Source organism: Corynebacterium kutscheri (assembly GCF_000980835.1).
Taxonomy (GTDB): Bacteria; Actinomycetota; Actinomycetes; order Mycobacteriales; family Mycobacteriaceae; genus Corynebacterium; species Corynebacterium kutscheri.
Map to the genome: position 1 here is coordinate 209,817 of NZ_CP011312.1, position 20,968 is coordinate 230,784.

The 20,968-nt window shown below is 45.8% G+C and carries 14 protein-coding genes and 1 tRNA gene; 5 read left to right on the forward strand and 10 right to left on the reverse strand.

Annotated elements, in window-relative coordinates:
• Positions 1–107: 107 nt before the first annotated feature.
• Complete coding sequence (locus tag UL82_RS00980) at positions 108–1,631, reverse strand: adenylate/guanylate cyclase domain-containing protein (protein ID WP_046438503.1); 1,524 nt, start codon at positions 1,629–1,631, stop codon at positions 108–110.
• Between the two features lie 39 nt (positions 1,632–1,670).
• Here UL82_RS00980 and UL82_RS00985 point away from each other — a divergent pair, with 39 nt between their 5' ends.
• Both UL82_RS00985 and UL82_RS00990 read left to right on the forward strand, forming a co-directional pair.
• Entirely contained in the window at positions 1,671–2,861 is a 1,191-nt protein-coding gene (locus UL82_RS00985) for a DNA polymerase III subunit delta' (RefSeq protein WP_083966371.1), read from the forward strand.
• A 110-nt stretch (positions 2,862–2,971) separates the two neighbouring features.
• Positions 2,972–3,047 (forward strand) — tRNA-Thr (locus UL82_RS00990).
• 304 nt (positions 3,048–3,351) lie between these two features.
• On the opposite strand, the gene UL82_RS11305 is transcribed toward UL82_RS00990, so the two are convergent.
• The 3 genes from UL82_RS11305 to UL82_RS01000 all read right to left on the reverse strand — a co-directional run bounded on the left by UL82_RS11305 (position 3,352) and on the right by UL82_RS01000 (position 5,357).
• Positions 3,352–3,510 (reverse strand): tyrosine-type recombinase/integrase, encoded by a 159-nt coding sequence (locus tag UL82_RS11305; RefSeq protein ID WP_330217327.1) that lies wholly within the window; start codon positions 3,508–3,510, stop codon positions 3,352–3,354.
• Between the two features lie 484 nt (positions 3,511–3,994).
• Positions 3,995–4,519: a hypothetical protein gene (locus tag UL82_RS00995; RefSeq protein WP_046438505.1), complete on the reverse strand. Its 525-nt coding sequence runs from the start codon at positions 4,517–4,519 to the stop codon at positions 3,995–3,997.
• Positions 4,520–5,096: 577 nt separating this feature from the next.
• A complete protein-coding gene (locus UL82_RS01000; RefSeq protein WP_046438507.1) occupies positions 5,097–5,357 on the reverse strand; it encodes a hypothetical protein in 261 nt (86 codons plus the stop codon).
• Positions 5,358–6,135: 778 nt separating this feature from the next.
• On the opposite strand from UL82_RS01000, the gene UL82_RS01005 reads away from it, so the two are divergent.
• Positions 6,136–6,396 (forward strand): hypothetical protein, encoded by a 261-nt coding sequence (locus UL82_RS01005; protein ID WP_046438508.1) that lies wholly within the window; start codon positions 6,136–6,138, stop codon positions 6,394–6,396.
• A gap of 610 nt (positions 6,397–7,006) precedes the next feature.
• Here UL82_RS01005 and UL82_RS01010 read toward each other — a convergent pair.
• Positions 7,007–9,427, reverse strand: coding sequence for a DUF5979 domain-containing protein (locus tag UL82_RS01010; RefSeq protein ID WP_046438510.1), 2,421 nt, complete (start codon positions 9,425–9,427; stop codon positions 7,007–7,009).
• A 2,246-nt stretch (positions 9,428–11,673) separates the two neighbouring features.
• Between UL82_RS01010 and UL82_RS01015 the strand changes: the two genes are divergently transcribed.
• The gene (locus UL82_RS01015; RefSeq protein ID WP_046438511.1) at positions 11,674–14,883 is read left to right on the forward strand and encodes a SpaA isopeptide-forming pilin-related protein; all 3,210 of its coding nucleotides are present in this window, start codon (positions 11,674–11,676) and stop codon (positions 14,881–14,883) included.
• A gap of 493 nt (positions 14,884–15,376) precedes the next feature.
• Here the strand turns inward: UL82_RS01015 and UL82_RS01020 are convergent, their stop codons facing one another.
• From UL82_RS01020 to UL82_RS01035, 4 genes are all read right to left on the reverse strand, one after another.
• A complete protein-coding gene (locus UL82_RS01020) occupies positions 15,377–16,327 on the reverse strand; it encodes a S1 family peptidase (protein WP_046438513.1) in 951 nt (316 codons plus the stop codon).
• 15 nt (positions 16,328–16,342) lie between these two features.
• Positions 16,343–17,218, reverse strand: a complete 876-nt coding sequence (locus UL82_RS01025) for a DUF418 domain-containing protein (RefSeq protein WP_083966487.1) — start codon at positions 17,216–17,218, stop codon at positions 16,343–16,345.
• A gap of 441 nt (positions 17,219–17,659) precedes the next feature.
• Positions 17,660–18,013, reverse strand: a complete 354-nt coding sequence (locus tag UL82_RS01030; protein WP_083966372.1) for a DUF2304 domain-containing protein — start codon at positions 18,011–18,013, stop codon at positions 17,660–17,662.
• The gene (locus tag UL82_RS01035; RefSeq protein WP_046438517.1) at positions 18,010–18,711 is read right to left on the reverse strand and encodes a glycosyltransferase family 2 protein; all 702 of its coding nucleotides are present in this window, start codon (positions 18,709–18,711) and stop codon (positions 18,010–18,012) included. Before UL82_RS01035 ends, UL82_RS01030 begins: the two co-directional genes overlap by 4 nt.
• Before the next feature lie 73 nt (positions 18,712–18,784).
• Between UL82_RS01035 and UL82_RS01040 the strand changes: the two genes are divergently transcribed.
• The gene (locus UL82_RS01040) at positions 18,785–19,795 is read left to right on the forward strand and encodes a glycosyltransferase family 2 protein (RefSeq protein WP_046438519.1); all 1,011 of its coding nucleotides are present in this window, start codon (positions 18,785–18,787) and stop codon (positions 19,793–19,795) included.
• Here UL82_RS01040 and UL82_RS01045 read toward each other — a convergent pair.
• Positions 19,767–20,891, reverse strand: a complete 1,125-nt coding sequence (locus UL82_RS01045; protein ID WP_144406181.1) for an HNH endonuclease signature motif containing protein — start codon at positions 20,889–20,891, stop codon at positions 19,767–19,769. The two genes, UL82_RS01040 and UL82_RS01045, sit on opposite strands and share 29 nt — an antisense overlap.
• Positions 20,892–20,968: the final 77 nt, after the last annotated feature.

Consider the following 20,968-nt stretch of genomic DNA (forward strand, 5'->3'; position numbering starts at 1 on the left):
TGAAAAGCGTTGGTTACTGAAAGTTAAATTTCAATATGGTCAGGCTTTATACAGTAGGCTCTCTGAGGCCTATGACACAACCAGCCGGCTAGAGCTTTTCGACGATTTTATGACCCATCCGCTAATGTTGGCCGGATCGGGCGGGCTAGTTGGGTCATTAAATTACGTCCCCGCAATTCCACGGATTTCATGAGTGTCCAGCGTGCTTGTTCTGCCTCATTGGCCTGGCGCAGTGTCGCCGCATTAGTTAAAACTCTTCCGGGAGTGTCTTTGGCGATCTCGGTTAAACGCGCAGCGGTATTGACCGCGTCGCCGATCACGGTGTACTCGAAGCGATCATGCCCGCCGATATGCCCTGCCACCACATGTCCGGAAGCGACTCCGATTCCAGCTTGGAGGCGCAGGTCTTGTAATTCCTGGCGTAATTGTCTAGCAGTAGTAAGTGCATGTCCGGTAGCGTCGGAAAGCGCAATAGGTGCGCCAAAGACAGCTAGGGCAGCATCACCTTGAAATTTATTAATAATGCCCTTGTTACGATGGACCACTTCGACGACTTTTTCAAAAAAGTGGTTGAGTTCTTGCACAACTGTTTCCGGGTCGTGTTCAACAGTAAAAGTAGTAGAGCCGATAACGTCGATAAAAACCACTGCGACCTCGCGGTCTTCCCCGCCAAGTGTGGGGCGTTCTTCTAGGGCGCGTCGGGCTACTTCGATGCCAACATATTGGCCGAAAATATCGCGGACTTGTTGGCGTTCTTTTAATCCGCGCATCATTTCATTGAATCCAGCCTGGAGAACACCGATTTCGGAACCATCATAAATATCTACTTGAGTATCGGTGTTTCCGCGACGAACCTTATCAATTGCTCCCTGGAGCTCGATAATCGGGTCAACTACGCTCATAGTTACTAGCGTGGAGCCTAAAAATCCGGTGATCATGGCGCTGGCTGCGAGGGCAATAATTCCCGGAATAATATCGCTGGCTTGGGTAGTGAAAAAGCCGGCATAGTGGCCAAGCGTCATGAGTAAAATGCCGACAACTGGAACCGCCGAGGTAAGAATCCAGGTAAGCCGAAGTCGTTGGGCAATGGGTAAGCCCATAGTGGAGTCTTCAAAGCGGCGCGCCAAGGCAACTGCGGCAATTCGGCGCACTAATCGTTCGGCTTCCAAATAGGTAATGAGTACAACGACGAGCATGGCCAACAAAGCCGCTACACTCATGGCAACAGCAAGCCGAGCTGAGATTTGGGCAGCAACAATAGCAAGAATAATAATGCCTAATAGCCACACTATTGCGGCTAAAAGCGCTTGATTCCACGGGATGCGCAGCACGAGGGTACGCACCATATTGGGGTCGTGTTTATCGGGATTGCGCTGCCAATACAAAATTGGCCTAAACAACAAGGCGGTAGTTAGAGCACCAATAATAACCGCACAGATCATATAGATAATGCCGACCATAGGTAGATAGCCGGTATCGGTAAAGGTGCTCATTTCTGGTAGCGGCACTAGGTAACGCAAAAAAGCCATAATAGCGAATGCGCCGATTAAGTTAGACCCCAGCACCGTGGCTGCATAAAGCGGCCAGGAGGTGCTAAAAATCCACTTGATACCACGCCAGAATTTGGTCATGAATTATACTTTAATGCTTAATCTAATACTCTTGGGCGTGTGAGTAGTGATATTTTCACGCAACTAGGAGTTGGTGAGGTGGTTGCCGAGCAGTTGCGTACTGCCGCAGCTGCTGCACGCCAAGGCGATCGAGGTTCTGCGATGACCCATGCCTGGCTTTTTACTGGTCCACCAGGTTCAGGGCGCTCGGTAGCAGCGGTTGCTTTTGCCGCCGCATTACAGTGTATAAGCCCAACCCTTGGTTGCGGACAGTGTGAGCAGTGCGTGGCTGTGCGTCGTAACGCCCATTCTGATGTGTTACACATTGTGCCAAAGACCTTATCTATTGGTGTTGAACTCATGCGTGACGACGTTGTGGTTCCGGCTTCCAAAGCCCCCACTGTTGGCAGGTGGCGGGTTGTTATTCTCGATAATGCAGATAGACTAACCACCGAATCGGCGAATACACTGTTAAAAACAGTTGAAGAACCCCCAGCACATACGGTGATTATTTTTTGCGCACCTTCGGATGATCCTCGTGACTTTATCCCCACTCTGCGCTCACGCTCACGACATGTGTATATCCCACAGCCAACTACTAAGGAAGTAGTTGAGCTACTAGGTAGACAAGGCATTGCAGAATCAGTAGCCCAGCTGGCGGCGACGTCGACAAGCAATAATATTGGTCGTGCGCGTCGATTAATTGAAGACGTGCGTGCACAACAATTACGCGATGAAACTTTAAACCTTGCTGAACTGATCTTCCATCGCGATACAGCATTTCAGGCAGTGACTGCCATCATAAAGAATCGGACGAAGGCTGCTACCGAAAATTTGGACGAAGAAAACGCAGCTGAGGTTGAACAGTTGCGCCAAGCGCTCGGTATGGGCGCGCGCGGTAAAGGAGTACACAAAGCGCTACAAGGATCGAATAAAGCAATTAAAGATCTAGAGGAAGTACAAAAAAAGCGTAAAACTCGAGCTATCCGCGACATGCTCGATATGGGGCTGACCGATCTTGCCGGGCTGTATCGTGACGCGTTGATTCTTGCCAGTGGGCGCGAGAACCTCATGCACCCGGACAAACGCCACATTAGTGAAGAGGTCGCTGCTAAAGTGGGCGCGCCAGGAATAGTGGCATGTATTGATGCGGTGATGGATTGTCGAGAGAAGATTGCTATAAGCGTGCGCCCGGAAGCGGCTTTCGATGCAATGGTAGGAAAACTGCGCAAAGCCTACCGGGTACACTAGGTTTTCTTTGGATTGCCGTTGTGTTGTAGACTTCTGACTCGGTGCACATGGTGCTAGCAACGTAGTTAAGCGTTGTGCAGCAGTTTATCCATAGGTATAAACAGTGCCCGGCCGCCTTAGCTCAGTCGGTAGAGCGCTTCACTCGTAATGAAAAGGTCGCGGGTTCGATTCCCGCAGGCGGCTCCACTAAAACCCCAGCTAGAATATGATTTCTAGCCGGGGTTTCCTTTTGCTTCATATCTGCTGCATGTTGCATGTTGTTACAGGTTGTTGTATCCCGTAGCGAATAGAAAGCGAATAGAAAGCGAACAAATAGCGAACAGATTTGTAAAAAAATTACATAGGGATCGACGGAGGAACAAGAGCCAAAAATATACATCAACTCAAATGGGCCAGAAGTTCGACCGCGTTTCATGCTAGCTCAACAAGATCGGTCACCTTGTTGAGTATGAGCACCTATCGTGTCGGGTACAAAGTCCAGTTGGATTTCCTATAGGTGAGCGTAGGCATCAAGCGTCATTGCTGCACTAGTATGTCCAAGCATCAGCTGAACGGTTTTCACGTCAGCTCCAGCTGCGATGGCAAGTGATGCTGCTGCGTGTCGTAGCTCGTAGGTTGTTAAGCCTGATATGTGCGCATGGGTGCAGATGGTTGCCCATTGTCTGTGTCATTTGGTGGATGTCCAAACATGGCTGGTTTTATCGATAAGTAGCGGAGTTCTGCTTTTCCTTGGTGGGGGATACCTGTTGATCTGATTTTGTTTCTAGTGATGATTTTTAGTTTTTCGGCCTGGTCTAGTAATGCTTTGGTCACGATCTTGATTTTGCGTTGCTATCTGGAACCGACCACACGGGGTTGGTTATTCTTGCTGTATTTACGGTGGTGACAGTAGAGATCCAGGCTGCTATTTTTGCTCGTTCAATTTTCCAACATAAGGCGGTGACTTGTTTGCTGTTTTATCGGGGTTCGATCTTGCGCAGAGGTCACGCACGAATGCCATGAGGCAAGACTTCTTCCTTGTCAGGGTGAACTGTTTCCAAATTGGAAAGAGTTCACTTGTTGGTAACTCCCTTTCACGTCTTCTGCCAAGATGACCATGGAAGGGAGTTTCTTTTATGACGCGAGTAGCTTGTTTAACTGTTTGGCGTGTTGTGGAATTTCCTCTTTACTGAGCATTGTGATGTTGAGGTCATGGCAAAAGTCTTTGAATTGATTGAAGTTCTTTTTTGTTCGTTGGAATTAGGCGGTGTTGTCACGGCGACAATAGTGAGGTCTTGTGGAACAGGGATTCTTTTTTCTCCTTGGGTGAGTTGGCCTTCTTCTTGTTGTAATTTATCGACCTTGAGCGTCCAAGAATCAATGAGTGCTCGTGTATTACTTGGAGTTGCTGCTTGGAAATTGAATGCTTGGTTAAGCTCGATTACTTTGTTGGCGTCGATTACTACAAGGTTGAGATCTAATTCACGGTGGGCAACGTGAACATCAGCATCGAAAATGGTGGCCTTTTCAAGGAATGGGTGTTGTTCATATTCTCTGCGAATGAAACTTTTGATTTTCCTTACATCTGCTCTATTTTTTCCGCTCAGTGATTCACTGATGAGAGTGGTAAAAAGTAGGTCTGTAGCTTCTTGAAGATTGTGTGCATCCATGCTTTGCATGGGGCTTACTTGAATGAGGTTTTGCCAGTGGCCACTGATGAAGTGGAGGTAGCTTGATAATGAGTGCTGCCGTTTGATGTTGAGCCAGGGCAGTTAGCGTGCCAGGTACTTTCAAAAGTTGTTTGAATGTAGTCTCGTCGCCTATTTTGCCTTCTTCGGTGATTGCTTGGATGCGGGGGTAGTCACGTTTTCACCTAGGTTTTCTTTCATTATGTGCGGGTTATATAGCTACTACATACTGCATACTATTTGTGAATCCGACCTGCTTTATACAACCGCATCCATGTTTCAAGCAGCACTGGAGTGACTCCTAGTTTAGCTGCGACTAGTGCTGGCATCCTATCGCATTCGATATTTGTAGTCTCTACCATATGTTTACGGTGAGCAGGTTTTGTGCCGTCCACTGATCAGCTTGATGCTCTGAAAAAGACATAGGGAAATCGTGACCGTAGTACGCGTGTTCAGTTCATGGGCCATTGCAAAAGTATGTGCTGCGGGGCTAAACCCAGAATTTACGATGACCGTGCTAGTCGATAGATGAAAACATGCGTTAAGAGACAGTTTCAGTTTGTGTGTTTCAAACGCGTTTCGACGGTGTCCATAAGAGGTATCCTAGATGAAGTTTTTCCTCTAGAGGGGTGTATGTTTTTCGCTGCAACCTGCTTGGCACCAGCGTTGATTTTTCAATAAGTGCATCATCAGGTTCTTCAGCCTTGGTGGGTGGACTAGGTGCAGGTGTAGCGCTACGAGGCTCATAAGTGATGATACTGATCTCAAGACCACTAAAGCGCGGAAAACGCTCAACCAAAAGCCGTGCTCCATCAATCTTCTGTGCCATCGTATCCCACAGTACTTCGATATCTGCCCTTTTTTAAGCGCTATGCGGATATCAAGACGCGTAGATGGAACTCTATGGGCACCACGATGGCCAGTAGCCACCAGCTCATTAACCGGAGCAACCCTATAGGTACGCGTAGTAGCAATCACCTTATCCGTAGTGGCTTCGCCTTTAACTGTATGACGAATCAGGATGGTGTCAACGATTCCAGTCTTTTAGTCTTATAGCGATTTTTCTTCAGAAAGCCAGTCTCGGTGAAACGGTAGTAAAAGAAAACCGACAAAAACACAACTAGGAAAGATAAGTTCCGTTAAAGGTAAAGAATAAAGTAGCACTGATGCTACACGCAATATTGTAAAACCTGCTACTGAAATCAGATTTATATACTGAGCACTTTTCTTCTTGCGTATTGAATGGCTTACAAAACCTGCTGTGAGAGCGATACCAACAAGTAGCACTATGCTGGATACAAACTCTATAGATCTTCCATTTGTGGAATTAACCATCGCGGTGGAGATGCTCGCAGCAGTAGATAAACCGTAAAGAATGGATAAGGCTAGTGTGAAACGTAGCTGTCGTCTCATGCGCATTCACCAGTGTATTTAGAAGGGGAGACCCCGATTGCTCCGTCACTGAGTCCAATATAGCCAACTTTTAGTGGATGAAACGAAAAATTAACTAAAAAATTAAGTGAACCTTCCTTGTTTTAGCTAAAACAAAGAGCTTTTAGGTTTGTGGAGTTTAACCTTGCTAGAGGTGTGATCCCTACTGATCATGTATGTCGATAATTGTGCTGGAGTTCACTTTTAAGTCCCTATTAGATTCTTCTCGGAAAAATTTTAGTTTCCGTGGGGGTATTGCATTATTGAAAATTGTTCCTACCGGAGCGGTTATTCATTCACTTATCCTAAAAAAGGATTTTCTTGTGAAGATTTGTAAAATCAGCCTTGCTATTGCTAGTGCTGTCATCATGGCGGGTTCTACGTTTGCAATTGCTCCAGCACACGCAGCGCACACTCCTGAAGAGTATGGTCGGTAAGCTCAACGCAATTTTTCGAAATACTGGAATGAGGACGTTCAAGTATGCGTTGGTGAGTACGGTGAGCAGCAGCGTTCTTTGTGTGAGTATTTCACCGTAGTGGATTTGAATTATCATATTTACTTAAGTCGCCATAATCATGATAAAGCTGAGTATTTTAAGAAGCTATCAGATGAGGCGTTTCGCAAGCTTTATGAATCAAAGTATGAGTATTACACCTCAACTCCGTTTGATTAAAGTAATGCCGGTGTGTGGTGGTTTTGGCCACTGACTCTGGTTTGTGATTTTTTTACTCTTACGATTCCTTGGGTTGAGGATCGTAAGAGTTTTTTGTTGCTATGGGCTAAAAACATGTGATTGTATGTTTCACTCTGAGGGCTGTGGTGGCAGGAGAGATTATTAAGCACTCGAGTTAGAAGCATGGGGGGGTAATGACTATTGGTAGCACACAGATTACTGCCCAACTGGTGATAGTGGTTTAAATAAGATCAAAGCACTGTTGAAAAACATAAAAGACATCCTCTTTAGTTGGTTTTTACTTCAACTAAAGAGGATGTCTTTTGTTGAGCGTAGTACGTAGTAGTTTTCACTACGCACATGCTTTTACGGTCTAGTTGTTCTTATTCGCACGACTACGGTAAGTAATAAACCCACCGACTGCAGCAAGAAGAACCGCTACAAAAGCTAACCAGATAACAGAAGCACCAGTGTTAGCAAGACCCTTGCCCTTATTTACTTGGCCAGGAGCAGCACTAGTGGTGTTCTTGGCGTTGTTCTGCTGTGGCTGGGCAGTGTTGTTGCCACCGTGGTGTGGTGCGGTGGTCACGCCTGGGGCAGGGCTATTGTTTCCACCATTCGGAGCAGGAGCAGGAGCAGGCGCTGGTGCTGGTGGGAATGGTGCAGGAGGAACCGGAATAGGAATCGGGATTGGAATAATCGGCGGGAACTTAGATGTTGTTGTTGGAACAATCGGCTCAGTAGACGTCGTCGTGGTTGGCTTAGCCGAGGTTGTCGACGAAGTAGTCGTTGTTGGTGCCGGCTTTGAGGTTGTTGGTGTTACCGGAGGAACACCAGGGGTGTACTCATTGCGTGCATCGATAGTAAAAACCTGCTCAGAGTTGATGGTGAAGCTAAACGTGTTGTTTTTTTGCTTTACTTGCTTGTCATCGACAACAAGTTTATGGGTGAATCCATCGAATCTAGCAGAGTTTTCATCCTCGGTAACGGTACATGTAGTTCCTACTGGGAGGTTTTCACTTCTGAAAGCGCCGGTAGCTTTAACAGTGAAGCTACCGGTTTGCTTGTTGCCTTTACCGGTTGGTGGGGTGCATTCCCAAGTAAATGCGAAGTCACGATTGCCGAATTTCTTATCGTCATAGCCGTGTGTTCCATCTTTTTTGATGATGACAGCGGACTTGGATACCCGGAATTTTCCTTGTTTGTCTTCAGGTTTTGGAGCAGTAGAAGACGAGGTGGTTGTCGGTGCGGGCTTATCGTCTTTGGTGTAAGTGTTAACCGCTGTTACAACAGGTGGTTTTTTATCTGCCTTGCGTGGATCAACTGAAACCACACCGTTAGGAGCAACTTTGTCTTCACCGTTAGTCTTCCACTTAATGCTATGCGTATAACCAGGGATATTGGTGTTGGTTTCAGAAACCTTGCAGGTGGAGTTCAAAGGCAAACCAGTAACGGTGTGTTTTCCATTGTTCTTTAGTTTCGTGTTGCCTCGAGTAACTTTACTGGCGTCGTCGGTGCACTGCCAGGTGAACTCGAATTCCTTGTCCTTGTCTTTTTCTTCAAGGCCTTCGACTTTTTTCTCTAAGGTGAATTGACCGGTTTCTTGTTTATCATCCACAGGGGTGTAGGTGTTGACTGCAGTAACAGTTAAAGGCGTCTTAGCATTCTTCTTGCGTGGGGTTACTGTAATAGGGTTTTCAGATCCCTTTGAGTCCTCGTTAGTCAACCATTCCAAGCTGTGGGTATAGCCGTCTAGTTGTGGGATATCGGTTTCTTTGATCGTACAAGAAGAATTAAGTGGGAGACCTTCAAGGACTATTGCTTCTTGATCGGCAAGTTTTGTTGTGCCTTGTTTGACGATTGCATTGTTAGTGGTGCATTGCCATTGGAAGCTAAATTCTTTGTCTTTTAGTTTTTCTTTAGCTGTGTTGTCTTTGACTTGTTTAATTAAAGAGATTCGACCAGTTTCAGGTTCAGGAGCCGGTGACGATGAGGTCGGCGTAGGCCGCCCATTTTTGGCATAAGCGTACTCTACTGTGACGTTGGTTTCTTCGCCGGCTTTAATCGTAAAGTTAGCTTCTACACCAAAACTCCCGTTTCCGCCCTCTACTGTGACATTGGATGTACGAGTGTATCCCTCGACATTAGGGGCCTCATTGATGAGGTAGATAGTGCACTGTGTATCTGCGGGGAAGGAATTGCTTTTATAGTTGGCGTCGCCAGTTAGGGAAAAATTATCGCTTCTCGTAGCTTCTCCGTTTTTTGTGCATATCGAATGGTAGCGGCCTTCTAGGGATTTAAAATTAGGCTCGGTGCTAGCAGGTTTTCCATTGATTGTGATTTTCTGTTCAAGGGAAAATGTTCCCGTTGTGGTTTTCTGTTCTTCTGCGGTTTTCTGTTCCGCTGGTTTGAAAACGCCTTTGAAGAATTCCGCAATTTTCTCAACAAACGATGGTTCTTCATCTGTTTCTGTTGTGCCAGCAGGTGCTTCCTGTGGATCTTCTGTAGCTGTTGCCTCCTCTACGGGGAGCTGATCAGAAGGCTGGGTTTCAGCGTCATCAGATGGCAGCTCACCAGCAGTAGCGTCGTCTACAGCAACGGTGGTGTCTTCTACTGTGTCGAGGGGGTTGTCTGTTGTTTCGGAAAGTGCTGTTTCTTGTGCTGTTGCGCTATGAGAGAAGTTGATAGCAAGTGGTACAAGACTTGCTATGAGAAGAAGTGTGAAGAGTATAGCAAGCCATGGGCTATGTAATAAGCCTTGGCTTGTTTTTCTTTTTGTAGGGGAATGATTCATGTTTTTTCCGTATCGTTTTTTTGAGAGTGCTCTTTATATAGAGCGCAAGACATTTATTCTCGCCTTATGTCAAAGGATTAGAGGGGTGACAGGCTTTGAAGCAGCCTGGTGTGGTTCCGCAAAGGCTGTTGTCAATGTCTTATTGATTTAAATTATCGTCAGTAGAGGGGTGTATACAAGTTCTAGTGGATACGGTTAAGTATGTGTTTTTATTGTGGGAATTGGCTTGTTCGCGATTATTCTAGTACTCGTAATTCGATAAAAGTATTAAATAAAAGAGTGAAAATTTTTCTTGGCCTGGGTTTATTCTGGTGGAAGAGGGTATGAAATACGCTGCCTGGGACTGGCAATCTTTTATCTATTTCTGATTGCAATCAGAGGCACCGTATTAACCAGGAACACTGTATTAAATCTGCGTTTTTAGGGATGACAGACAGCTGTATGTCAGTAGAGTCGCTAGTCGTAGGTGCGATGTATGTGGGTGTTCATCTTGCAGCAGCCGTGACGGTTGCGCATGAGTTTTTCAGTTGCGTGCATGCCTCATGGTGGCTGTAACGCCAGTGTTTGTTATTGGTGTTTGATGTATCGTCTGCTGCGGGTAAAAAGGGAGAAGCTTCTAGCTCGGTAACCTACAAAAATATCGCTTAATCTGGCATAGGCATAGCGCTTCTACTGGAATTACTTTTTGTTGTTTTGGGTTATTGCATACACAAACTCAAGCAGGATAAGTCCGATAAATCCTGATGCTATTGCAAGCACTATTGCTTTTTGGATGAGAAAATTACGGAAAGAAAGCATGCGATGGTTGCCATAACTGATAACCAAGTTCCTAAGACGGAATAACGTTGCACTATCGGATGATGAGGCTTTTGCTGTTGTGCTGTATACGCAGCAGTTGCAGACAGTATGGTTGCAGAAACCATCATTAATAATGGAAAATATAAGGCTATTCCGAATTTTTCAATTTAATTACAGACGACAAGATTCCGGCAGCAAAGTCATGGTGTATTGCCTGAGTTGTTAGTACTTTAGCGCAGGACTATCTGTGCAACTGAATATTGCCTTAGCATCTAATGATGAAGAATGGATTTATCCTATATATCTATATAAGATGCTGAGAATTTGTAAGTCCGAATTTAGGCCCTTATTAGGGCGTTGATGGGAATAGCTGGTGGAACTATTGGAGATCCTGCTTTAGCAACTCGGAGATCATGGACAGGTAGATCCGGAGAATCATGTGGTTCGGATTCAACTTTATAAGGATGGGTGTGTTGCTGAGTTTACGATCTCTGAATTGTGTAGTTTTTCGGATTGAAAGATCCGCATTGTTTGAGGCGTCAATTCGAAGTGCGGTATGAATTGGCGGCATTTATCTGGGATTCCCAAGCGTGTATACACCGTGAGCAAAAGCCGTTCAGAGATTATTTTAAAGCTTCAAGAATTGCTGATTGCTATGTGCCCTTTTCGCATGACCAGAAATATGCGGGGAGGGAATGGGGAATGAAAAAATTATAAAAGTAGGCGTATTTTTGGTTAATAGTAGGTTTTCTATGATTGAAAAGATGTCTACTTTTTCTTGTATATGAGTCCATCTCTACTAGATATCAGTTGTTCTATAGTTTTAAAGAAGCGTTTCGACGTTTATCGGGATCGCTATTTTTTTATTACAAAAATCTTCCCTTAAATAGTGTTATTGGGGCGGATGTGGTGCATTCTTTGGCAAATTAACTGTGTTATTGGCAACATTTTAGGTATGTAAAGAGCAGTTAAAGACGTTATTTTTGTGACATAGTACACTTATGGCACTTTCCTTAAAAGAAGATTATTGTGCGCTCCATCACTTGAATGGAGTGGGGATATGTGCAGTATAACGACTGTTTTCACCGATTTTTTCCGGTGTATTTCGTGTTTGTAATTTTCCCTTTTTCGCGTTCGTGTTGAGCAAAATAGATGGTGCCAATTTGCTGGGAAAACGGGAGTTATTCCAGGTTATAGGCTATAAAAAAGGCTGGGGTAACTCTGGGTGATAGCTGGTAAGCGAACCGGGTAAGAATTTGTTAAGGTTTTTCCAGGTGTAAATACGCCTCCCTAGATGACTTTAAGTAAATAACTATCCTGCGGGCTATCTACTGATTTTGATACGGCATGGCTGTACTGGGAAAAGAGCTAATATTAGTTTTGCTCCTAAGGGAGCTCACAGGTTACTATTGCTTGGTTACTCACACGTTTTATCTCAAGGAATCTTTATGACGCCCTCCCTATCACCGGTAGATCGCGTGCCAGATGCGCGAACCTGTTCCCGTGCGCCTCTGGTAGAGCAAGCGCACGCGATGGTTCGCGCGGGGCGTCGATTCTTCCGGCGTGCCTTTGCGCTATGCGCAGTACTTTTTCTTAGCTTCACAATGGTTGGTACCGTGCCACAGACTTCGGCTGCACCAACTACCACCGAGAATGCTCGCAGGCTAGTAGAGCTTGACGAAGATGATGATGATTTCTTCGCAGGCGCTCTTGCTGTCGATGAGAAATGCTCGGGATCCTTCTCCGATTTTTCTTGGGGCGCGGGTAATTATGTTGAAGGCGGTATCTATCGCTCACGACGTGGACATCCGGCAACGCTTAACTTTAAGTGGACTGTAAATGATGATGCCGTTTCTGGTGACACTTTCAGCTTGAAAATTCCAAAGCAGTTGGAAATTGAAAAAAGTCTCCCAGGTTTTAAGCTCTATGCTTCAGATGGTTCTGAAGTTGCAGATGTCACCTGGAAAACTGTCAATGGTGTTGACATAATGATGATTAAACTCAGTTCTTATGTTGATACGCACTCGAATGTGACGGGAACCGCTCATGTGTCGTTGACCTGGAACTATCATGGAGAAAATGGTTTGCATGACCTTGAATTTGTGGGGTGTGATGGACATTCCGAGACATTGAAGGGCGAACTTCTTCCTGAGCCAAATGCTGGTATTTTCCAGATTTCTGCGAAGAGTGGAACGGTTTCCGTTGGACATGGTTATGTTTCATGGAGCTTGGGTCTATCAAGTGCTCTTGACAAAGACTATAAAGATGAACAGTTAGTTGTTCGTGATCCAGGTGGCGATGGCTATGTTCTTACCTGTGAGAATTTACGCGTTGCTAATATCACACCTGCACCATATGACAAGGTCGACTACTCTAATCTCCTTGATAAATCGCGTTATTCGTGTCGGTCAGATGGTGATCGCGGTATTATTGTCACCTTTAACAAAAATGCAAAGGGAAACTATGTAGACCGGTATGAGACCATTTGGCTTAGTATTCTGGGTAATTTGACCCCTGATTATGTCGACTACGATAAGTTGCACAATGTTGCTTATGTAGATGGTGGCCCACGCCATAGAGGTGAACCTGACAACCGTGTTGTTCCTGGTGAAGCTGACGTACCGGGTTCTGGTGGTATTGGTGATGGTAAGACAGTTCGTTTTGATATTACTAAGATAGTTGAGGGTTCTAAAGCACCAGCAGATGCACGCTTTACCTTCGAATACAAGTGTCGTGGCGATGATTTCACCACGCTGCCAGCTATTGGTAATGGAGAAAAAGCACGTTCCGTGCAGACGAAGTCCTCGGCAACCTGTGTTGTCCGTGAAAAAGATATACCAGCTGGTGTTACCGTTGCTTATGAGATTTCCAATCCAGAAAGTGGAGCGCAGCTCACTGATAATGGTGACGGTTCCTTTAACCTGTCATTCAAAGCCAACAGCGATGCCAGTGTCCAGATTAAGGCTACAAATACTTTCCCAGATAAAGCTCCAGCTTTCGCTGTGGAAAAGAGTACGACCGATAAACCAGTTGAGCTTCGTGGTAGCACGAGGGCTTTGTTCCGCACCTATCATGTGAAGGTGACAAATACTGGTGAAGCTCCTGGCAAATCACCTGAGGTTTTCGATTTCCCGCAAACACCACAAGGTTTTGAGCTTGAAAGCTTCTTTGCTGATGGCAAGCAAGTTCAACTGGGTGCAGATGGGAAGAGCTACTTGGTGACAAGTGGTGACCAATTAGATGTAGGAGAATCAAAAGAACACATCATCAGTATTAAGTACAACATTGAACTAACTGATGTTGATATTAAGGCATTAGGTCAATGCTCTGATGATGAAGAATCACCTGATCCGGAACAAGGTATATATAACCTGGTTACGATGAAGGATGATACCGACGGGCCAGAAAATAACGATGCATGTACCACTGCAAAAGATAGGCGTGGCATTGTTAAGTGGAAGAAAGTTGATACCGCTACTAACAGTCCGTTAGCTGGTACTGAGTGGACTATTTCACGTGGTGCACTTGGTGATAGGAAGATAGTTATTGCTGACTGTGTTGCGGCACCAGATGAGCATCAAAAATGCGTTATTCAGCCACAAGGTGACGAAGACGTCTACTATGATGCCGATCCTAATCCAGGTAGTTTCGTAGTGATTGGATTGCCAGCTACCAATCTACGCTACAGCTTAGCGGAAACCAAAGCCCCTGAAGGATATGCACCTATTAGCAGGCCCCAAACCTTCCTCATCTACGAGGGTACCCCAGAACCATATATACACACATTCACAGTTCCTTTTGAAAATAATCGAACGGAACTGAGATGGTTCAAGCTTGATGCTGATACTAAGTCTCCACTTGCTGGTACAAAGTGGTCCATCAGCGGCGATAAGCTAACCGACGAGGTCATTATTAGTGACTGCGTTGTAGGCGGTGCAGATCCAAGTGCATGTACACCTACGGATCCTGACCAGAAGTATTTTGATGCCGATCAGCGTCCCGGATATTTCTTGGTGGAAAAACTTCCAGTGTCTTCTGCCACTGGATCCTATACTTTGAAAGAAGTTGAAGCACCTGAAGGTTACGGTTTACTTCAGCGAGATTATAAGTTCAGCCTCAATGAGGCTACCCAGTATAAGTATGCCTTTACAGTTGGCCTACGCAACCAGAAGACTAGCGTGACTTGGAAGAAGGTAGATGCTGGTACGAAGAAACCATTGGCTGGTAGTAAGTGGTCAATTACCGAAGGTGGATTATCATCGGAAGTAATTATTGCTGACTGTGTTGCAGATACTGCGAATGCTTGTAAACCAGAAGATGGTGCAAAGTACTACGATACTGATCCAGCCGCGGGTAGCTTTAAGGTTCGTGGTCTCCCAGTATCCGATGAGGCGTATAAGCTTAAAGAAAGCGAAGCTCCTCAAGGCTATAAGCTGCTAGAAAAGACAGAGTACTTTACCCTTAACGCATCTACTAGCTATAAGCATGATTTCGAGGTGGCTTTCGAAAATGAGACAAATGTTCCTCCACGCTCGCCACACCTACCGTTGACAGGTGGCACCGGAACGGACATCTTCCTCATCATGGGTGGTTTACTAGCTGGAATAGCTGGAATTGCCGGTGCTTTTGAGATGAGACGTCGTCGCCGGAACAGCTAGAATAAGTTAGTTGCTCATTAGCTAACTATTTACCGAAGCGCCCCGCACAACAGTGCGGGGCGCTTTTGGCGGTTAAAATTGTTTTACTATTTGATAAACACAGAATTTTTCATGGCTATGCGCTAAAGCATTGGATGAATCATTGTTAAGAACGCTGATCATAGCAGCGTATCTTTCAAGTAGCTAAACTTAAGTGTTGGGGAATATAGCTTTTGAATATAGTGTTAGTAACTCGTTCAGGATAATAATTACCGTAGGTTGGATCATCTGTGAGTGCGGTATGAGAATTAATCTCTCAATAAACGCTTACCTGATTTAGCTTTGTGTATTGATGTTATTTCTCTATGGGCACAAATTAAGATACGCATAGTCGAGGATCCATGAAAGTATCATTCTCGGATCTGTTGTTATGTGTGCCCTTGGAAGAAGATACACAGTCGATACTATGAAAAACCAGCAAGATCAGTATCTTGCTGGTTGAAAAATTCTATAATTACTGTCGCTTAATCCGAGCTGCTACGGCTGCGAGAACAAGTATTGCAAGTGATCCGATAAGATATAAGCGGGCATGCGGAGCACTAGTTTGAGTGGTTTTTTGTGGTGCTGGAGCTGTTGCTGGGGTAATAATGCTGTTGGTATCTTTACCACTGATTACTTGCTCGATCCAGTCAGCAGAATCTTTCAGCGAGGTAATAAGCGCAGAACGATCTGGCAAGGTAACGTCGATAAAACTCGGTGATGCGGTGAAAACCCCAGTGACTTTTCCTTTATAGAAGAAGGGGCCACCTGAGTCGCCACCTTGGGCTGCTGCACGTGAGTTTGAGGTGACGCTAATAAAACTACTAGCCGCGAATGCCATGTCCTCAGCAGGTAATGCCTCATCGCCGGCTACAGCTTGGTTTTCAGAAGATGGCTGATCTGAAACTGTTTCTTCGGTAGGTGCAGCAGGCCCAATGCCTTCATTGACGGTGACATCAGCAACAGGCAGTTTTTTTGCTCGTGCCATACGTGAACCGCTACTCCATCCGTAGATAGTTCCTTGATCGCCAGGCTTAGGCTGTTCAGTCCCTACTTCTGCCGGGGTGACGTCAGTTACAGCTTGGGTAAGGTGCATTAACGCAACATCACCACTTTCTGATAACGCCCAGGAATCAACATCACGAATAGAAGTATTATCTTCTTGCCCTAAACGAACCTGTGAGCCTTCGTTATTGGTAGCTTCCAAACAATGGCGCGCGGTCACAACCCATTGCGGTGCAATAAGCGTGCCGGTGCAGTCTCCAAACGTGCCCCGGCCACCGATTTTGATTGAAACAACTGTGTTGCTTTCTGCATTAGGCTGTGCTTGTTCAGCGCGAATGAGTGCAAACGCTGGATTTGCAGAAGAAAACATTAATGCGGTAGCGAAAAGTGCTGAAACGAATGTTACTTTTTTCTTAGACATAGTGTTTTCCTTTGCTTAAGCATGCGCTGGCTTAGCAGCAGATGGAACGATGAATTTGATAAGAGTGGAAACAAGTTTTTCAACTGGGCCTTGGCCAATAAAGCGTGCCCACAAGGTCGCGAAAGCTAAGAATGCGATAATAAATCCAAACGTCGCTAAGTTTGATTGAATCGCAATGTGCTCTTGCCAATAAGCTGCAGTCAAGATATGCAAAATATAAGTTGTTAGTGACATCGTGCCCATAGCCGCAAATGGCTTGGTTAGGATGCCTGCCTGCGAATTGCTCAAAAGGATACACAGATGCAAAACGACGGCAGTAATAGCTACTGACAGGAGAATCTCGCCAAGTGCGCCAGTGTGTCCATTAAACTTTAGCCATACAGGTACCTCGTGAATTGTACGCAAATACAAACCGATGATGGCAAACATTGCGCTGACAGCAGTTAATAACCAACTTAGTGCGGGCTTGGCGATCTTGATATATACGTCGTAAAGAATCATGCCCGCAATAAAGTACGCACACCAAGCAGCTAGTGGATAAATCTGTGGCCCTGGTGCTGAGACAAAGGTATAGACGGAATATGCAGTCACAATGACGAATGCGAGTAATTTCCATGGAAGCGAAATAGCAGGCACCCATGCGGTAATAATCATTGCAAGACCCATGACCACTAGAACGACATGGATATCACCTGCGAAGGGAAGTAGTGCAAGACCGATAAGTGCGATTAAAGCTCCACGGGTAAATAACCGCAATAAAGTGGTAAGGGAATAATTGCGGCCGATAATCATCATCGTAATTCCGGCAATCACAGCGAACATGGCGGAGGGCACGCCTAAGAGCGTAATTTTTGTACTCCATACCAGAGAACCTAAATGAACAACGATCATGCCAATGATCGCCAGTGCGCGAGCGATATCAAGACCCACGATGCGAGAAGTTGGTGCAGCAGACACCAGATTCCTCCTTTACAGAAAACCAATGAAGAGATTAAAAGGTAGCAGACACGCAAGTCGAGAACCGAAACGCTCAGCGCACCGGTGGAAGGGGTGCCTTCATTTTTAATCAATTGAGGACAATTATTTTTTACAGAGTCAATCAAAAAGACAGCTGGTACAAAACTAATAAATAGCTGTGCATTTTAAAAATATGCACAGCCTGTTCTTATATTTTGCTGACGCTCAAGCATATTACGCCAAAATCCCAGTTCGCGGTTTTAAACACCGCATAAAACTGGGAATAATAAAAAAATTGTGCTCATGAGAGAGTTCTGTCACAACACGTTGGTGCGGGGTTACGGAATGAAAACCCGTTTTCGAGGACAGATGATTTCAGTCTGCTTCTGGTGGGACCGCATTTTGCAGTGCAACCGCTCTGGCTAACTGTGCATAGCGTAGTTCTTGTTCCCGAAATCGAATGTATGCGGAGATTGTGACAAACATAAAAGCGATCACTAAGGCATAGAGCAACAAATCGGTGCCGCGATCAACACCAACGAAATTTGCTACCGCTGTCAGATCATCTGGACGCAGCACTGCCCAAATGCAGATAATGACAAAAAAGAGAAAACCTAGCTTAACGCCTGCCTTAGCCCTAGCTTTTCGACGATTGCTGACGAAATACAGCACTAGACCCGCTGTAGCCAAGAGAAGGAGAATTTGGATCAAAATCTTTTCCACTATCATAATCTCCTCGCTAACAGGCCATCGGCCAGGATATTGACACCATTAATAAGAGATTGTCCTTTACTCATAGAATATTCGGTGTAGAGAATGTCGACCGGTTCTTCGGCAACTCGCCATTTCTTTTCCGCAATCTGCGAAATGATCTCCGAGGCATGGCTCATGCCGCTCATCCTAATGTTGAACTCCCATGCGGTTTTTTTATCGAATACGCGCAGACCGTTGTGTGCATCTGACAAACCAAGTCGACGTGTTGTTGGGGAAAGCATCACCACAGTTTTTAACACGATGCGCTTAATCAGTGGTACCTGATCGTCGCTGCTGCGTGGACGCCCAAAACGCGTGCCGACGATAATATCTAGTGGCTCATTGCGCAGCCGTGTAATCATTCGGACAACATCTTTGACCTGGTGCTGACCATCGGCATCGAAGGTACAAAAATATTGTGCACCTTCTTGTTGTCGTGCATACTCGATTCCAGTCTGTAATGCAGCCCCTTGGCCTAAATTGACAGGGTGGTTAACAAGGTGGGCACCTGCTAAATGAATTTGGCGAGCGGAATCGTCTGAGGAGCCGTCGTTAACCGCAACGATGTTCGGAAAAGTCTTGCGGGCGTTCTCGATGACCTCGCGGATCACCGCGCCTTCGTTATAGCACGGGATGATGAGCCAGGTGTCGGAAAAGTCCTGAGAAGTGTCCATGATGATCTTTAGCCTATGATATCTTGCGCCAATCGCCTATCGACTCGCCCATAAAACCGGTAAACTCGTCGCGGTGAAGAGCATTGGTATCGTTATCGTTTCTTATGGGCATGAAAAAGAAGTTACTCGTTTAGTAAATAGTTTTCTCCCACAATTAGCAGAAAACGATAAGGTACGCATCGTTGATAATAAAAAACCATGGCGCATTAGTAGCGAAGATTTTGCTGATGACCGCATAAAGGTTATTTGGCACGATAATGGGGGATTCGCTGCTGGATGCAACGAGGGGGCAAAAGATCTCGATGCGGATGTGTATTTTTTCCTCAACCCTGACACCCTTATCGTTGATCCTACGCTTCTGGATTCAATGCGAGCGGCCGCGGAGACCGATTATGCGGCATGGATGCCGTATCTACTGTTGGAAGATGGAACGATCAATAGTGCCGGTAATGCTCTGCATATTTCTGGTTTAAGTTGGTGTAACGGGCTAGGTCAGCAACCAATTCCAGGAGAGATAACTGATATTTCGATTGCATCTGGTGCGTGTTTAGCGGTCAAACGCGAATGGTGGGAAAAACTCGGTGGCATGGAGTTACCGTATTTTATGTACCACGAGGATACGGATTTCTCGGCACGTATTTTGCTCGCAGGAGGGCGTATTGGTCTCTACCATAACGCCTTCGTGCAACATGATTATGATTACGGCAAAGGTGATTATAAGTGGATATACATTGAGCGTAACCGCATTGTGTTTGCTCTTTCCACATGGCCTGGTTCGGTGCTTGCCGTTTTAGCCCCACAGTTATTGGGTGTGGGGCTGGGGTTGTGGCTGATTGCGGCTAAAGAAAAACGCCTGGGATTGAAATGGAAGTCTACCAAGCTGTTACTTAAGGATGCGCGCACGATTTACAAGATGCGTCGTCGTACGCAAAAGTTACGCAGTGTCAGTGCAGCTGAGTTTTTTAAGAAGATGTCCTGGCAGCTGGATAATCCAAATTTGGGTATTAATAACCGTATCGTCGATGCCGTGTATGTGATGTATTATCGGGTGGCGCTTAGCTTGCTCGGCGGCGGGCAGTCCTAAGAGCAAGGTTGCGGGAGAATGAATGTCCCCACCGTCCGGCTGGTCCTTCGGGTATGGTGACGACGGTGGTGTCATTAAGGGTAATCTTTTTAGCGCCGTCTTTGAGAATAGAGATGCGGATGCGACGATCTGTTTTCATATTGTGATGGTGTTGGCATAGTACTTCGCCATTGGTGGGATCGGTGTTAGTGCCGTTGTAATTGGTTATATGATCCATTTGAGTATTGATGGCATCTGCATCGCAACCAGGAAAGACGCACACACCATCGCGTGCTTTGAGAAATACTTTCCCTGGTAGGTTAAAGAAACGCTCAGTGGTGGCCAAATTGGTGTACATAAGGTTGACATTTTTTACCCTGCTTAACCAGTATTCGGTTTGCTCGGGAGTAAGCGCGCCAGCGCCGAGCAAATCGAGCCCATCGTATTCATTGGGGTAGAGGTGAAGAGTAACCTTGGTGGCGTTTTCTTGTCTAAAGATTTTGGTTACGGCTTCTGGGGCGGTGCAGTTTTGTTCACGCTGAGTTTTCTCAATAATCTCGCGTAGTTCTTGGGCTTCGTCGCATGGCAAAGTGGCCGAAATGGTGGAGGTATAAGGGCCGCGACCATAGGAAACCTTTACTTCTTTTTTAATGCGGGTCGCCACAGCATCTGGGTCTAACGCAATAAGTGCGCGGTTAATGCTAGTAGAAAATGCCTGCGGCCGACGCAGAACCTCGTGGTGATGATGCGGGGTAGAAAGCTCGACAAGTAGATCGTCAATACTTTCGAGTATTTCCGTATCGACGACTCCACAAGTAGCCTTTTCGACAGCGATAATCCGCTCTTTATCAATATGGAGGTCACTTCGTGCTAACTCCATAAAACGAGGGAAGCGTTCGCTGATAGTAGCGGCGCGCATAATATCGCGAGCTGCAGCTCTAGTCACGCCAAGAGCGGTGGTTAGAAGTAATAATTGTGAGTCATTATCGGCTTCCGGGTCGGGGGTGAAGGCGTCGATAAGTGAGAGAAAAAGGCGGTTTTGTTCTTTGGTGTACTCGGCATATTGATTGTCGGTAGCTACATGACTAAAATATGGTGCTTCGCTGCTGCTCATCATACCTCCTTAGCAAGTGTGTTCTAGTCTGAGCCTAATAAGAAACCGCTTCACTGACAAGAGTAGAAGCGGTTTCTAGG